The 16556-nt window shown below is 50.7% G+C and carries 15 protein-coding genes; 12 read left to right on the forward strand and 3 right to left on the reverse strand.

What is annotated here, in order from left to right; all coding sequences use genetic code 11:
• The first annotated feature begins 196 nt into the window (after positions 1-196).
• The 9 genes from lpdA (at position 197) to Pelsub_RS00335 (ending at position 12466) form a co-directional block, all read left to right on the forward strand.
• On the forward strand, positions 197-1594 hold the full coding sequence (gene lpdA / locus Pelsub_RS00285; protein WP_116225083.1) for a dihydrolipoyl dehydrogenase: 1398 nt from the start codon (positions 197-199) through the stop codon (positions 1592-1594).
• A 150-nt stretch (positions 1595-1744) separates the two neighbouring features.
• Positions 1745-5770, forward strand: coding sequence for a preprotein translocase subunit SecA (locus tag Pelsub_RS15925; protein WP_198418374.1), 4026 nt, complete (start codon positions 1745-1747; stop codon positions 5768-5770).
• Between the two features lie 115 nt (positions 5771-5885).
• A complete protein-coding gene (locus Pelsub_RS00305) occupies positions 5886-7229 on the forward strand; it encodes a 30S ribosomal protein S1 (protein WP_116225084.1) in 1344 nt (447 codons plus the stop codon).
• Positions 7230-7320: 91 nt separating this feature from the next.
• Positions 7321-7827, forward strand: coding sequence for a hypothetical protein (locus Pelsub_RS00310; RefSeq protein WP_116225085.1), 507 nt, complete (start codon positions 7321-7323; stop codon positions 7825-7827).
• Positions 7828-7932: 105 nt separating this feature from the next.
• A complete protein-coding gene (locus tag Pelsub_RS00315) occupies positions 7933-9219 on the forward strand; it encodes a M16 family metallopeptidase (RefSeq protein WP_116225086.1) in 1287 nt (428 codons plus the stop codon).
• Position 9220: 1 nt separating this feature from the next.
• On the forward strand, positions 9221-10516 hold the full coding sequence (locus Pelsub_RS00320; protein WP_116225087.1) for a M16 family metallopeptidase: 1296 nt from the start codon (positions 9221-9223) through the stop codon (positions 10514-10516).
• 2 nt (positions 10517-10518) lie between these two features.
• Entirely contained in the window at positions 10519-10911 is a 393-nt protein-coding gene (gene acpS / locus Pelsub_RS00325) for a holo-ACP synthase (RefSeq protein ID WP_116225088.1), read from the forward strand.
• Positions 10908-11534 (forward strand): metallophosphoesterase family protein, encoded by a 627-nt coding sequence (locus Pelsub_RS00330; RefSeq protein ID WP_116225089.1) that lies wholly within the window; start codon positions 10908-10910, stop codon positions 11532-11534. Before acpS ends, Pelsub_RS00330 begins: the two co-directional genes overlap by 4 nt.
• A gap of 2 nt (positions 11535-11536) precedes the next feature.
• On the forward strand, positions 11537-12466 hold the full coding sequence (locus tag Pelsub_RS00335) for a hypothetical protein (RefSeq protein ID WP_116225090.1): 930 nt from the start codon (positions 11537-11539) through the stop codon (positions 12464-12466).
• A gap of 16 nt (positions 12467-12482) precedes the next feature.
• On the opposite strand, the gene Pelsub_RS00340 is transcribed toward Pelsub_RS00335, so the two are convergent.
• A complete protein-coding gene (locus Pelsub_RS00340) occupies positions 12483-12725 on the reverse strand; it encodes a hypothetical protein (protein WP_126440338.1) in 243 nt (80 codons plus the stop codon).
• A gap of 146 nt (positions 12726-12871) precedes the next feature.
• Between Pelsub_RS00340 and frr the strand changes: the two genes are divergently transcribed.
• The 3 genes from frr to Pelsub_RS00355 are packed head-to-tail and all read left to right on the forward strand — an operon-like array spanning position 12872 to position 14986.
• Complete coding sequence (frr, locus tag Pelsub_RS00345) at positions 12872-13429, forward strand: ribosome recycling factor (RefSeq protein ID WP_116225092.1); 558 nt, start codon at positions 12872-12874, stop codon at positions 13427-13429.
• Positions 13430-13437: 8 nt separating this feature from the next.
• Positions 13438-14187 (forward strand): isoprenyl transferase, encoded by a 750-nt coding sequence (locus Pelsub_RS00350; RefSeq protein WP_116225093.1) that lies wholly within the window; start codon positions 13438-13440, stop codon positions 14185-14187.
• On the forward strand, positions 14177-14986 hold the full coding sequence (locus Pelsub_RS00355; protein ID WP_116225094.1) for a phosphatidate cytidylyltransferase: 810 nt from the start codon (positions 14177-14179) through the stop codon (positions 14984-14986). The genes Pelsub_RS00350 and Pelsub_RS00355 overlap by 11 nt, the downstream gene beginning before the upstream one ends.
• 135 nt (positions 14987-15121) lie before the next feature.
• On the opposite strand, the gene Pelsub_RS00360 is transcribed toward Pelsub_RS00355, so the two are convergent.
• Positions 15122-15853 (reverse strand): SIMPL domain-containing protein, encoded by a 732-nt coding sequence (locus Pelsub_RS00360; protein ID WP_116225095.1) that lies wholly within the window; start codon positions 15851-15853, stop codon positions 15122-15124.
• Between the two features lie 176 nt (positions 15854-16029).
• Entirely contained in the window at positions 16030-16473 is a 444-nt protein-coding gene (locus tag Pelsub_RS00365) for a PspC domain-containing protein (protein WP_116225096.1), read from the reverse strand.
• Positions 16474-16556 lie beyond the last annotated feature (83 nt).

The raw sequence follows: 16556 nt of genomic DNA on the forward strand, positions 1-16556 counted from the left end.
CCAGTTTTTCAGTTTATTAATGACCGTTTATCCTAATCCTCATCAAAAAAAAAGTCAATAAACATTTCTTTTTTAATATAACGTTTGTGCGAAATGTTCTTCGATATATTTATAATACCATTCAGATATATAATGGTCGCACATACCGATATATTAATACTATTGAAAACAATTTGATTATGTTAACGAGGTGTAAATGAACGAGTATGATGTTGTCGTCATCGGTGCAGGCCCCGGTGGATATGTTTGCGCTATTCGCGCTTCACAAAACGGTTTAAAAACAGCAATCGTCGATAAACAATGGCTGGGTGGCGTGTGCCTCAATGTAGGTTGTATCCCTTCAAAAGCTCTATTAAAGAATGCCGAACTTGCGCACACGCTGCGTGAACGTTCTGCTGAATTCGGAATTTCATTTGATAATTTGAGTCTCGATTACGGCGCGGCAGTGAAACGCAGCCGGGAAGTTTCCCAGCGGCTTACACGCGGTGTTTCCTTCTTAATGAAGAAGAACAAAGTGGATGTTTACATGGGTGAAGCCAAGATCACCGGCGCTAAACAAGTCAACGTGACCGATGCCGAAGGCGCAACCAAACAACTCAGCGCCAAGAACATTGTCATTGCCACCGGATCCAGCCCGGTCATGCCGGCTGCCTGGAAAGCGGACGGCGAACGCGTTGTTTCGTACAAAGAAGCTATTTTGCAGCAAAAATTGCCCGAATCTGTGATTATCATCGGCGCCGGCGCCATCGGCGCGGAATTTGCCACCGTGTGGAGCTCCTACGGCGCGAAAGTGACCATGGTTGAGATGCTCCCCAGCGTGCTGCCGCTTGAAGATGAAGAAGTCAGCGCAGAACTGGCGAAAGCTTTCAAGAAACGCGGTATTGAGCTGCTAACCGGGCACAAAGTAGAATCCGTTGAAACAAGCAAAACCGGTGTAGTGGTTAAAGTCTCCGCCGAAGGCGAAGAAAAAACATTGGAAGCCGAGCAGGCCCTGGTCGCAATTGGCTTCCGTCCCAACACACCCGGACTGGGCTTGGAAGAAGCAGGCGTCAAGTTGGACGCCAAGGGTAATGTACAGGTCGATGACCGCATGGAAAGCAACGTCCCCGGCATCTGGGCCATCGGCGACGTAACCGGGAAGGTTCTGCTCGCACACGTGGCTTCCACCCAGGGCATTTTGTGCGGTGATGCCATGGCCGGCAAGAAAACCACGCCAATCAATTACCTGAATATCCCGCATGCCACCTACTGCCAACCGCAGGTTGCCTCATTCGGCATGAGCGAAGCGGCAGCCAAAGCCGCCGGCAAAGAAATCCGGGTCGGGAATTTCCCCTTCCAGGCTAACGGCAAAGCTTTGGGGTTGGGAGAGACGGTTGGTTTCGTCAAAATCATCAGCGACGCCAAGTACGGCGAAATTCTGGGCGCGCACATGATTGGCCCCGAAGTCTCCGAGTTGCTGCCTGAGCTGACCTTAGCCCAAAGCATGGAATTGACCGCGGAGGAAATCGCGCACAATGTCCATTCGCATCCTACTTTGAGCGAAGTCATTCTGGAGGCGGCAGAAGCAGTTGAAGGAAAGTCTATCCATATTTAGTTTTTCATATCAGAGAAAACTATTGCCGATTATGTTGTTGGCTTCGACCAGCTCAGCCAACTTTCGTTAGAAAATAAATAAAGGCGTGGGTTCCACGCCTTTTTATGCTTAATAAAGCGCTATGCTATAATCGCTGCGAAAGGTACCGCTATGTTCAAGAATATCGCTAAAGCTCTTGGGGGAGACCCTCAAAAACGCGAAATCGACCGGGTTACTCCCCTGGTCGAGCAAATCAACCTACTGGAATCCGAATATGAAGCGCTCAGCCCGGAAGAATTGCGGGGCAAGACGGCTCTGTTCCGTCAGCGCCTGGCCGACGGTGAAACGCTGGACGACATTCTGGTAGAAGCTTTCGCGGCTGTACGCGAGGCCAGTAAGCGCACCACCGGCTTACGCCATTTCGACATTCAGATGATCGGCGGTATTTTCCTGCACGAGGGCAAAATCGTGGAGATGCGCACCGGCGAAGGCAAGACTCTGGTGGCCACGCTGCCGCTGTACCTGAACGCATTGGCCGGCAGGGGCGCCCATTTGGTTACCGTTAACGATTATCTAGCGCGGCGCGACGCGCGCTGGATGACGCCGATTTACGCATATTTGGATATGAGAGTCGGCGTGCTGCAAATGTCCAGCCGCACAGAAAGCGCTCACTTTGCCTTTGTAGTAGATTTGGAAAAACGCGATCCCCGCGAAGAGGACGATCAACTGCGCATGGTATACCGGCGCGAGGCTTACGCGGCCGATATTACCTACGGCACCAATAACGAATTCGGTTTTGACTACCTGCGCGATAATCTGGTGATGAACCTCAAAGACCGCGTACAGCGCGAACACGCATACGCGATTGTGGATGAGGTAGATAACATTCTGATCGATGAAGCCCGCACCCCGTTGATTATCTCCGGTCCGGCTTCCGAGGACGTGGAGTGGTACAACCGCATGGCGGCTGTCGTACGCCAGATGACCCCCGAAGATTACGATTTCAATGAAAAAGACCGCAGCGTAGCGTTGACCGAGATTGGCGAAACGCATGTGGAGGAATTACTGCAAACACCGCTGCGCGATCCCGATCGTCCGGAGGATATCACCCCGGAACAGGCCCGTTTGCTGGGCCACCTGGAACAGGCCCTTAAAGCCCAACTGCTTTACAAGAAAAACAAAGATTACATCATCCAAAACGGCGAAGTCATTATTGTGGATGAATTCACCGGCCGTTTAATGCCCGGACGGCGCTGGTCGGAAGGCCTGCACCAGGCCGTGGAAGCCAAGGAAGGCGTGAAGGTTAACCCGGAAAACATTACCCACGCTACCATCACGCTGCAGAATTACTTCCGTAAATACGACAAACTGGCCGGTATGACCGGTACAGCGCTGACCGAAGCGGAAGAGTTTTCGACCATCTATGATTTGGACGCTATCGAAATGCCCACCAACCTGGATTACCGCGCCAGCCGGCCGGAGGAAGACCTGCAGGTCTACCAGGACAAGGATGAAGAAGGCTATACCTTCACCTACTACGCATTGGGCAGCGACCCACAGCAGCAACCGCTCTATTGGAAGCGAAAGGATTACCACGATGTGGTTTATCGCACAGAAGAAGCCAAGCTGCGAGCCATTGTTCTGGAAATTCTGAAATTCCACGTGATCGGCCGCCCCATTTTGGTCGGCACTACCTCGATTGAACATTCCGAATTGCTTTCCAGCCGACTAACCGGGGAGTCCCTGCGGCGCATGCTGATGGCACTGCTCGTCAGAGAAGGCTGGATGAAGAAAAACGACATCAAATCACCGGAAAAGGTCATCCCGGAATTGGATTTTCTAAACCAACCCGTTCAGGCCCTTGTGCCGGATGAACTGCGGCGTTTTGCCCGAGGCATCGGTATGGAATCCATCAACCCAGATTCCCCGCAGAATCTGGCCGAGATTTTGGAGTATCTGAATCTGCCGGAAGAATTCATGCCGCGGTTGGAAACAACCGTGCGCGGCGGCATCCAGCACCAGGTGTTGAATGCGCGTAAACACGACCAGGAATCACAAATCATCGCGGACGCCGGCGCTTACGGCGCAGTGACTATCGCCACCAACATGGCCGGCCGCGGTGTGGACATCAAGCTGGGCGGCGAGATCCAGGAGAGCACGCTTTCGGAAGTGCGCCAGTACCTGAACGCCCGCGGGATTGATCCCTACGGCCTGAGCAACGCCGAAATGGCCGAACAATTAAGGCAAATTCCGGTTTCCGAATATGAAGAAGCCGAAGAGGCTATCCAAACCTTCCTGACGTTTTTAGACAATATGAACCGCGTGCGCCAGTTAGGCGGCCTGCATGTGATCGGCTCTGAAAGGCACGAAGCCCGCCGCATCGATAACCAGCTGCGCGGCCGCGCCGCCCGTCAGGGCGATCCCGGTTCGTCGCGCTTCTATCTATCCCTGGAAGATGAGTTAATGCGCATGTTTGGCGGAGAACGCGCCGAAAACCTGATGCGCATGTTCAATATCGACCCCTCCATTCCGCTGGAAAGCAAAATGCTCGGTCGGTTGGTTGAACAAGCCCAGGAACGCGTGGAAGGCAACAACTTTGACATCCGCAAACACTTGCTGGATTACGATGACGTCCTCAACGATCAGCGCGAACGGATTTACAACGAACGCGATCGGGTGCTGGTCAAGGAAGAATTGGAAGAAGATGTATTAAGCATGCTGCACACCGAGCTGCAGCGGCGTATTCCGGATGCGCTCCAGGACGAAGAAGGCCCGTGGAAATTGCTGGCTTTCCTGGAAGAAATCCAACCTACCATCTTCTACCCCCAATTTGGCGAGAACCTGCCTTCCTATACGCTTTCACTGATACACGATATTCTGGAAGAATCCATTTCTGATTTGCAGGATGCAGCCGCGGTGGAAAACGGGCTGGTTGATTTAGCCGAACGCGCCATCCAGGCTGAAAGCCGGCATGTACGCAACCAAACCAGCAGTTTCATCCAGCGCACGGCAGACAGTTTTGGCCCGCAGGCCGATGAACGGTTGGATCTCCTGGATATCTTCCTGGAAAACAACGAGGAGTTATTCGAATCTTCCCCCAAGGAATTCTTCAACGAATTGCAGACCCAGGTGCACCTGAAACTCAACCTGGATAGCGGTACTACTCAAGCCATCAAAGAGGATCCGGAAGAAATGCCCGTGATCCTGCGAACGCTGGTGGAAGAAACGCTGTTGAAGATCGTTTTGTCGCGCATGATAATGACTATCGAGCGGCGCATCAACGGCCGGTTAATTGTCGATCTGGATCAATTAGCGGCCATGGATTGGATCAGCATTGAAAACCGCCTGCTGGAAGCAGTGGACCAGAATTTCCAGGACAAATTGGCGCAGCTGCACAAACCAGAAAGCCAGATCCAGCAAAACATCAAAGCCCAGATTCGCAAGCAGCAGGAAACCGGCAAGGGATTCAACCTGGATGAGCTGGCCACCGGTATATCCATCGGCACTCAGGCAGCCATTGATCCGCGCACACGCCAAAAGGTCAACAAACGCATATCCCTGCTGAATTACATTTATCTGGCCGCGCTCGGTCTTGAAAACGAAGATCCCGAAGAAATTTCAGCGGACATTCTTGAACACCTGGAAGGAATCCAGGTCAAGATGCAGTATATCTGGGGCAAGATGGAAATCCAACGCGTCTCAGAAAATATCCAATGGTACAAGGATTTACCGGAGGATTACCGCGCCAACCTGGCGCCATTCATGGATGAACAAGCGCAAGCAATGCTTCAAAACACAGAATTGAAGACCCTGTTGGATGAAAACAATCCGGAAGCCATTAAAACTTTCGGCAGATATGTACAGCAGACCATCTATCGCCACATTTTGCTGCGTTCCATTTCCGATCTTTGGATCGAACAGCTGACGCGTATGGAAGCCCTGCGCATCTCAATCGGTATGGAAGCCTACGCGCAACTGGACCCGCTGGTGCAGTATAAGAGCCGCTCCACGGATGCTTTCAAAGACCTGTTTGCCGATATTCGCATGGGTGTGATCAGCCGCATGTTCCGTTTGCAGCCGGCCAAACCCGTGACGATTAACGCCGAGGCGCCAGCCGCTCAAAACACCGGCGCCGCGCAGAAAACCAGCGATGGGCAAGCCAAAAACGCCAAGCGGAAAAAGCATAAAAAGCATTAAATAAAGCTATTACAATCTACATTCCTTAATTAATGAAAATGGCGGGGTTGCCAAGTTATTCATTACCCCTTATAATCACGTACTATCACATCGTATTGGAGCATTTAATAATCATATGGACCAACTAAACGGAATCCAAGCCACAGGAGAAAACAAATCAGACAATAAAGAAATCACTACCATGGGCTCTTTATTGGAAAGCGAGGGGCTGGGCCTGGAATTACCTCAAGCCGGCGAGATCAAGACAGGCACGATTGCCAGTATTGCGCCCGGCCAGATCATGGTCAGTATCGGTGCAAAATCAGAAGGCATTATCAACGGCCAAGAATTTGAACTGATCCCACCCGACGTATTTGCTTCAATGGAAGTTGGGCAGGATATCCCTGTCTATGTCATCACCCCCGAAGATCACAACGGCAACCTGATTCTTTCATACATCCGCGCGTTGGAAGCTGAAAGCTGGGAAAAAGCCGAAGCCGTTATGAAAGAAAAAGAAGCTTTTACCGGCAAAGTGGTTGGCTACAACCGTGGTGGTTTGCTGGTCTCTTTCGACAAACTGCGTGGCTTTGTCCCCACCTCACAATTAAGTTATTCCCGCCGCATGGAACTCAGCGGCGAAAATGCCGAGAAACGTTTTGGTGAAATGATTGGTGAAGAAGTCACCATGCAAATCATCGAAGTCGATCAGGAGAGACGCCGCCTGATCTTCTCCGAAAAAGCCGCTTCTCATGAAACCCGCGACACCATTCGCGACAAGATCATCGAGAAATTGGAAGTCGGCGATATCAAGACCGGCCGTGTTACTTCTCTCGCTGATTTCGGTGCCTTCGTCAACATCAACGGCGCCGACGGCCTGGTGCATCTGAGTGAAATTTCCTGGGACCGCATCCGCCATCCAGGCGATGAATTGAAAGTTGGACAGGAAGTCAAAGTCCAAGTCATCAGCATCGACGAAGAGAAACGCCACATCGGCCTTTCCATCCGACGTCTGATGGAAGATCCCTGGCAGGATCAGATCAAGAGCCTGAAAGTCGGCCAGTTGGTGGAAGCCAAAATCACCCGCCTGACCAAATTCGGCGCCTTTGCCATGCTGGATAGCGGCATCGAAGGCCTGATCCACATCTCCGAGCTGTCCGAAGAACACATCGGTCATCCCAAAGAGATCCTGCACGAAGGCGACAAAGTCACACTGCGCATCATCAAGATTGAACCGGAAAGCCATCGCATCGGTTTGAGCCTGCGCCGCGTCGAATCTTTGGCCTTTGCAGATATGGACATGAAGATGCTCGAAAAAGAACTGGAAGGTTCGGATATTAAGATCGTTCCGGAAGAGCAAGAGGCGAAGAGCGAACCCGCTCCTGAAGAACCTGAAGCTAAAAGCGAAGAAGTTGCCGAAGAGCCGGAAGCCGAAGCGCCTGCAGAAGATACTGAAGAAGATACCGAAGCGTCTGGGGAATAACCAGACGCTTATATTTTCCTGACAATTGATGGTACCCAGTTTTCGAACAGGCCTGAAGTGAATCAGGGCATTGCGCATCTTCTAAAAAATAATGCCTGAAGAAATCATAACCAAGAAGAAATATAATCTTCCGCTCAAACGCATCCGTTTCGGATTGATCGTTGTTGTCAGCGGATTCCTGATTTTCCTGATCGGCGTAAAACCAGAAATGTTTTTACTGGACCGCAGCCCGGTGCTCGGTTTTGTACAGATCTCGGTTATGCTGGTAGGCCTGGCCGTCATGTGCATCGGCGGGTATATCAGCATCAACGGGTTGTGGAAAGGCCGAAAACGCAGCATTGCCGCCGAATTAGGCATCCGCATCATCAGCACCGGCTACATCGTCGCGGTATTCTCCGGATTAGCAGACGTGCTCGGATTAGGCAGCCATCCCTACCCCGAACATATTCCCTACTTCGGTGTATGGCAGGCCCGCGGGTTCCAAATTGCGGAGGCCTTCATCGCCATCGGCATCCTGATGATGCTGCCCTACGCCCGCAGCCCGCTCTTCAACGGCACGCACACCACTTTAACCGAACATAGAAGCATCCACGATTAGTTCCTCCGCATTTCTTATAATTCACAAACTTATATCTATTTAATTGGTGGTTAAATTCAGCTATACTATTGCAATTCTATAAACCAAAGTGAAGCTATTTAACCGATGAATCAGCAAGTACAAACAAATACACTTAATAACGGACTGACAATACTGACCAAAGAAATTCACCACGTCCCACTGGTCAGCCACTGGATCTGGTACCGTATTGGTTCACGCAACGAGGTTCCCGGCAAGACCGGTATCTCGCATTGGGTGGAACACATGCAATTCAAAGGCACGCCAAAATATCCCATAAACGTGCTGGACCAGGCCATCTCGCGCGACGGCGGGTTCTGGAATGCGCTGACCTCGCTGGATTGGACGACCTATCTGGAAACACTGCCCGCGAACAAATTGGATATCGCGCTTGACCTGGAAGCCGACCGCATGGTGAACAGCAATTTTGACCCGCAGGAAACTGAACTGGAACGCACGGTGGTCATTTCGGAACGCGAAGGCAACGAGAACGAGCCGCTCTTTCGATTGAGTGAAGCTGTGAATGCTCTGGGTTTCAAAGCCCATCCCTACCGCAACCAGGTAATCGGATTCCGCAAAGACCTGGAGACCATCACACGCGAGCAGCTCTACGGGCATTACAAACAACACTACTCCCCCAACAACGCGGTGATCGCTTTAGCCGGCGATTTCGACACCCCCACCGTGCTGCGGCGTATCGAAGAACTATATGGTGATATTCCAGCGCGCGACAACAACACTTTCATCCCCGAACCGGAAGGCGCATTGGAAGGCTCTCACCGGGTTGATATGGAAGGTCCCGGTGATACTGTTTACCTGCAAGTCAGTTATCGCTCACCGGCTGCCAGGGATGCGGACTTCTTCGCCTTAATGGTGCTGGACAGCCTGTTGACCGGACCTTCATCGCTGGATATGTTCGGCGGCGGCAGCATCTCCAATAAAACCAGCCGCTTATACCAACTACTGGTTGAGCGGGATAAGGTCGTGAGTATTTCAGGCGGCCTGCAAGCCACTAAAGACCCCTATCTATACGATATCCTAGCTATCCTGCCGCCCGGCCAGCCGGAGGAAGAAGTGCTGCAGGTGATCGACGATGAGATCAAACGCCTGCAGGATATCGAAGTGCCCGCGGAGGAAATTCAGCGCGCCATCAAACAGGCCAAAGCACTGTTTGCCTACGGCAGCGAGAATATCACCAATCAAGCGTTCTGGCTGGGTTATTCCAGCATGTTCGCCGACCCAAATTGGTTCAACCAATACATTCCCAATCTGGAAAAAGTAGATGCCGGTCAATTGATGCAAACCGCGCGCAAATACCTGAACAGGGAACAGCGCATTGTCGGAATTTACCATCCAAAAGAGAACGGAAAATAGAATGGCCACAAACAACATCAATTGGAACAATTTGCCGGGGCCTGAATCCATTCAACGTGCCACGCTGGCAAACGGCATCACGATCTTAAGTTATAAGAACGCCAACGTATCCTCCGTTTATATGGTTGGTTTATTAAACAGCGGCAGCAACCTGGATCCACAGGACAAGTTGGGGCTGGCGCATTTCACCGCCAGCATGTTATCCCGCGGCACGCTTAATCACGGGTTCAAAGAATTCCACGAGGAATTGGAAAATCGCGGCGCCAGTTTGAGTTTTAGCTGCGGCGCCAACAATACCTGGTTCCGCGGACGATCACTGGCAGAAGACCTTGAAACCTTACTCTTGCTGAGCGCCGAAAGCCTGCGCCAACCGGCTTTCCGGCCGGAATATTTTGAACGCATGCGCGCCCAATTGTTGGCCGGTTTAGCCATCCGCGAACAGGACACCGGCGAGGTAGCTTCGCTGTTGTTTGACCAATATCTCTTCCCGGATCATCCTTACGGGTTACCGACCGATGGTTATCCGGAGACTATTCAGCGAATTTCTGTTGAAGACCTGCAGCAATTCCACCGCCAGTATTATTCTCCCAAGGATATGGTTCTGGTCGTCGTGGGCGACGTGGACAGCCGTCAGGTTAAGGATTTGGCGCAAAAATATTTTTCCGATTGGGAAAACAGCAGTGCCCAACCGCAGCCCGCATTGATAATCCCCGACCCGCCCCAAGGACTCGTCCGCAAGCACCGCTACCTGGAAGATAAAAGCCAGGCAGACCTGATAATGGGAACACGCGGACCGCAGCGCACCTCGGCAGATTACCTGCCGGTTTATCTGGGCAACAACATCCTGGGCCAGTTCGGCCTGATGGGGCGCATTGGCGAAAGCGTGCGCACCCGTTCCGGATTGGCGTATTATGCCTCCAGCAGCGTTACTTCGTGGACGGACAGCGGCAGCTGGGAATTCAGTGCCGGAACCAGCGGGGAAAACCTGCAAAAGACCATTGAACTGATCCGCGAGGAAATCCGCAAGTACGTTTCATCAGCAGTCAGCGCCGAGGAATTGGATGATTCCCAATCCAACCTGGTTGGACGCCTACCGCTCTCACTGGAATCCAATGCCGGATTGGCCAATGCCATTCTCACGATGGAACGATTTGACCTGGGATTGGATTACTACCAGCGCTACGCACAGACCATCCGAGCCATTACGCCAGAAAATATCCTGAATGCGTCGCGCAATTATCTGGATCCGGATCGCCTGATTATCGCCAGTTCTGGCCCAGGAGATGATATTCTATAGATATGAAATTAATTACCGGCCTTGACTTAGTAGAAATCGCACGTTTCAGGCAGCTCAATCCTGAAATCCTGAGCCGTTTCTACGAACGGGTTTTCACGCCGGCAGAAATCGAATACATCGGCAAGCGTTTTGAAGCCGCGGCCGGTATTTTCTGCGCCAAGGAAGCCATCGTCAAGGCGTTAGGCTGCGGCATCGGCCCGGTCAGTTGGCAGGAGGTTGAAATCCACCATACCGCTGACGGCATGCCGCAGGCAGACCTGCATGGCAGCGCGCTTCAACTTGCCAACCAAATGGGTATGCAGCAGTGTTCAATCAGCATCAGCCACACACGCGAATACGCCAGCGCGGTAGCAGTCGCTTTACTGGAAGATGAAGAAAGCAGTAAAACCCAATGACGAAACTTCTGGCTGTCAGCGACGTTGAATCCCAATACATCTATCGCGCCGTTGGCGGAGAGAAATTCAAAGATCTGGATTTCATTATCAGCTGCGGCGATCTACCCTATTACTACCTTGAATACATTGTCAGCATGACCAATAAAGACCTGTACTATGTACGCGGCAACCATGCGCACAAAGTGGAAATGAGCGACAAGCATCAACGCACCGCTCCTGAGGGCGCTATTGATCTGCACCAAAAGATCCTGCATACTCAGAGTGGGATTAGTCTGGCCGGTATTGAAGGCAGCGTCTTGTACAACTATGGCCCGCACCAATACAGCCAGGCTCAAATGTGGCAAATGGTATTCAAGATGGTTCCGGGGTTATTTATCAACTACATGCGGGAGAGCCGCTTCCTGGACATCCTCGTTACCCATGCCCCGCCCTGGCACATTAATGACCAGGAAGATTTGCCGCACCAGGGCATCAAAGCCTTTCGCTGGTTTTTGGAAGTTTTCCAGCCCAGGTACCACCTGCATGGGCATACCCATGATTATCTCAATCCCGGGGGCGTTATGACCCACTTCGCGCAGACAGACGTGATTAATGTGACAGGTTATCAAATTATTGAGTTCTAGGTATGCAAAACAATAATCAGTCCAGTTATTTTGGCAAAATGGCCAGTCAGGATTTTGATCAGGCTTTTAAAAAAGGCTTCATGCGCGCCATTCTGAACAAGGTAACCCAAAAACGCACCGGTTTAATCTCTTTTGATGAGCTGCGCACCAAACTGGATATTCAAAACCAGCGCGATATCGGCATGCAGGAAATCCTGATTGAAAAAATCATCGGCAGCCTCAATCGTTATCAGGACTTCGATGACAGTTTTCTACCGCGCCAAACCCATACCCGCAACCGCTGGGAAAACATCGACCGGGTCTACCTGCAGGGAGAATACCTGCCACCGGTGGAAGTGTATAAAATCGGTGAATTTTTCTTTGTGATTGACGGCAATCACCGCGTTTCGGTGGCGCGCGAAAAGGGTCAAATTTATATTGACGCGCACGTGATTGAACTGGAAGTCCCTTTCCTGCTGCAGGGCGAGTTTAACTGGTATGAAATCCTGTTGAACCAGGACCGCGCAGATTTTTACAAAAAGACCGGGTTAAAAAAACTGCGTCCCGAAGCGGAGATTTGTCTGTCGCTGGTGGGGCAGTATGCCAAGTTACTGAATCACATTGATGTACACCGTTATTACACCAGCGAATATACCAAACACGAGATTACCTACCCTGAGGCAGTGTGCAGCTGGTACGACTATATTTATTCACCCATGGTGGAAATTATCCGCAGCCACAACATTCTAAGAGACTTCCCCAAGCGTACAGAAGCCGATTTATATCTGTGGATTATTGAACACCTCGCCTACCTGAGAAGCGCATACAAACGCGACATCTCTTTTGAAGAAGCCGCGGAACATTTCCGCAAGAATTCCTTCGGTATTCAAGTCAATAGCTTCGTAAACAAAATACGAACGTGGTTTAAACAATTGTTCAAGCCGAAATCGTAATTTTCAACCAGGCAAGCTACGAATTTTCCCCGCTGATTTCCAACCAGATATGATTTTTGAGAATTCGTTGATTGGGAATCACCTTTATAGAATCAGTTAACTGCATCGGTTCCGCCAGCATTTCTGGATGAACGAAACAGCACAGGGGGGGATGGCCGTATTTGGCAATGAAATAATCAACCGCCTGCTGTAATCGCACCTCAATGGGTTTACTCGTCTGGTTATCGTACCAGAGCATTCCATTATTCATCTTATCCATAATCGCTCACAAGATTTATTATAGCACTATTGTTCTATATTTTCAAATAATGACAGCCCCACGCAAATCATGGAATTTTCAAACCATTTAAGGTATGCTTAACAACTGAAAGAAATTTCTCACGGTTCAAAAACAAGGAGGTTGTTGTGATTAAAGAAGCAACTCAAGATGCTGAAAAGAGAATGCGCAGCGCGATTCAATCCCTGGAGGAAGATCTGGCAGGAGTCCGTACGGGAAGGGCCACACCGGCATTGGTTGAAAAAATGTCTGTCGAGTATTACGGCTCACCGGTACCCCTGATGCAGATGGCCAGTATCAGCGTGCCGGAACCGCGCCAACTGTTGATTAAACCTTTTGATCCCACAACTATCAAAGACATCGAGAAAGCCATTCAAGCCTCCGAGCTCGGCATCACCCCCATGAACGATGGAAAGGTTATCCGTTTGAATCTGCCGCCTCTTACAGAAGAACGCCGCAGAGATCTGATCAAATTTGTTAACAACCGGTTGGAAGATGCGCGCATCGCCGTCCGAAATGTACGCCGGGATTCCATCAAAGATATTAAGGAATTTGAGGAAGAAAAGCTGATTTCAGAAGATGACCTAAAGCACGGTGAAGAAGAAATCCAAAAGATGACCGATAGAATCATCGAAGAAATCGGCGAGATTGGCAAGAAAAAAGACCACGAGATCATGGAGATTTAGGCCAGCGCATGGCAGAAACGAATAAAGAAACGGAACAAGGCAAATCTCCACGGCATATCGCCATCATCATGGACGGCAACGGACGCTGGGCCAAAGCCAGGTACCTGCCGCGCATGGCCGGGCACCGCGCCGGTACCGAGAACATCCGGCGGGTCGTGCACGCGTGCATTGACTTCAAGGTTGAATATCTGACCATCTACGCCTTTTCCACCGAAAACTGGAAAAGGCCAAAAGATGAAGTGGACGGCTTGCTGCAATTGCTGGGCGAAATGCTCGACCGGGAAGTTGTGCAGCTGCACAAAGACGGGGTATGCATCCGTCACATCGGCCGCCTGGAACACTTGAACGATATCCTTAAAAGGAAAATCGCCGACGCGGTTGAGCTGACCAAAAACAACACCACGCTGTTCCTCAACATTGCCTGGAATTACGGCGGCCGGGATGAGATCGTTTATGCCTGCCAGAACCTGCTCAGGGACGGCATCGCGCCGGAAGCCATGACCGAGGAATTGTTCAGCCAATATCTCTATACAAAAGGAACTCCCGACCCGGACCTGATGATCCGCACTTCAGGCGAGTTCCGCACATCGAATTTCCTGATCTGGCAGAGCGCTTACTCGGAATGGTACATTTCCGACGTATACTGGCCGGATTTTGACAAAGAAAGCCTGAGACAAGCCATCGAGTCTTTCACCAAACGCGAACGCCGATACGGCGGGCGCAATTCCGAGGACGCTAAACAACAATATGCTGGGTAAACGAATCATCAGCGGGGTGATAATCATCCTCCTTAGCCTGGCGCTGATCCTGATCGGAGGCTGGGTTTTTACGATTGGCGTGGCAGCCATCCTGGCCATGGCCGCCTGGGAATTTGCCGCCATTTTCGAAAAAGGCGGTTATTCCCCCGCAAAATATATTCTGACCGCCGGTACATTCCTGACCGCATTATGCGCAAAATCCGAAAACGACTTGTTCATCCGGGCTGCTTTCTGTTTGGCCATTTTGTCCATTGCCCTGTACCATGTGCTGGTTTACAGCCACCACCAAAAGACTGCCGGTATTGACCTGGCTGTCAGTTTGGCCGGTATAGCCTTCATCGCCTTTACAGGGAATTTTCTGGTTCAGCTGCGGTTTATACCGGAAGGTTTGTTTTGGCTGGCGCAGTGCATCATCCCCGCGGGCATCAGCGATGTGGGCGCGTTCTTCATCGGTAGCCTGTTCGGCAGCCACAAGATCGCCCCGGATCTCAGTCCCAATAAATCCTGGGAAGGGTATTTCGGGGGTGTGTTCACTTCAATGCTGTTGGGCTACGGGATCGGTTTGTTGTTAGGCAGTCACAGCGCCACCTTCAGCGGGATGCGCGGGATGTGGATTGGACTGGCTGTCGGCATAATCAGCCCCCTGGGCGACTTCACCAAGAGCATTTTTAAACGACAATTTGGATTGAAAAACACGGGCAACCTGATTCCCGGCCACGGCGGCGTCCTGGATCGCATTGATACCTGGTTGATTGCCGGTATCATCAGTTATTTTATGATCCACCTCTTCTTTATCTAAAAAACAAATACCTCAGGGACAAGTAAAAAACCGTTCACTTCTTAGGAAGAAAACGGATTCTGCAATAACAAAAGCGGCCCTTTATAATACAGGGCCGCTCTTTTACTTTATTTTCAACCGGATTACAGGTGTTGTCTATTTGATTCCGAAAGTGATGGTCACATCGGCAGATACTGTGATCTGGCCGGAGGCAATCGGCACCGAATCAGACATGGCATAGGCTGCGCCGCCGCCCCCCATACCGTAACCCGAATAGATATTGGGATAGCTATAAGATGAAGAAATAAATTGGATTTCTCCCAAAGTTACCCCGGCCGCATCGGCTAATTCCTGCGCCTGTGTCTTGGCGGAATCCACAGCCAACTGACGAGCGGATGTCTGCGCCTCGGTTTTATCCACTACATCGAAATTGATGCCGTAAATCGTGTTGGCGCCGCTGGCCGCAACCGCGTCCAGGATCGCGCCCAACTTATCCAGGTTGCGCACAGTCACATACACATTGTTCTCGACTGAGAAGTACGTGCGCGTGATAACGCCCTGGTAATCGTAATCCGACTGGGGATAGACGTTAAAGCTGGATGTTTGGATATCCATTTCATCCACACCCTGGCCAACCAGAGTATCTTTGATGGCCTGTGCCTGTTCGTTATTGGCGGACATGGCATCCGCTACGGTATCACCCTGCGAGCGCACACCCACGTTGATATAAGCGATATCCGGAACCACATAAACGACGCCGGAGCCTGTCACAGACATCTGCGGTGTTATCCCCTGTGCGTTGGAACTGACCTGAGCGGTAGGCGCGCAAGCCGCCAACCCCAGCAACAGCACCAAAGCTGTAATCATCAAACTTGTTTTCTTGTTCATTCGAACCTCCGTTTGCTAAGTTAAGCGTTAAACGCTGGTGGATAAAAAAAGTTCCCGATTAACTTATCTTAACCGGGTTTTTACATTAAAGTTATTGAATATTATCCGGCTGCATGTTATCATTATTTTACCCTCGCAATCGGTTGCCCCCCTCAATCGGTTGGGAGGGTACTTTTTTATTTTTTCCTTTTAAGAGCTTTGAACAAAACGAACGCACCCGCAATGATCAGCAACACAGGCCAAACGTATTGGTCATATCCAACCGGCAGAATACGAATACCTGTCTGCGCAATCAATCTGTAAACTCCCCAGACAATCAAACCCGCACCGGCATAGGTAATTATCTGTGAATCCGGTTGGTGGAAAATATCACTCACTTCCTGCCCGATCTGGCGCAAGCGGAATCCTAAATCTTCCGAGTGAAATGTACTGGTATCCCCTTCAACCGGAATAATGACCCATAGAATGGCATAAATAAAGAAAGAAAATTCTCCCAAAATCATCCACAAAATGAAGAATATGCGAAGGATTATGGCTGGAATCCCCAAATACTCAGCCAGGCCGCCGCAAACACCCCCAAAGACTCGATCAGTATCACTGCGAAATAGACGTTTGTTCATCTTTTACCTCTTGGTTTCTTTGTAGCTACATATCTATACGGATTTTTGTTCAATGAGTTGTGTCTATCTTAATCGAATTTCAG

It is taken from the genome of Pelolinea submarina (genome assembly GCF_003966975.1).
GTDB lineage: Bacteria > Chloroflexota > Anaerolineae > Anaerolineales > Anaerolineaceae > Pelolinea > Pelolinea submarina.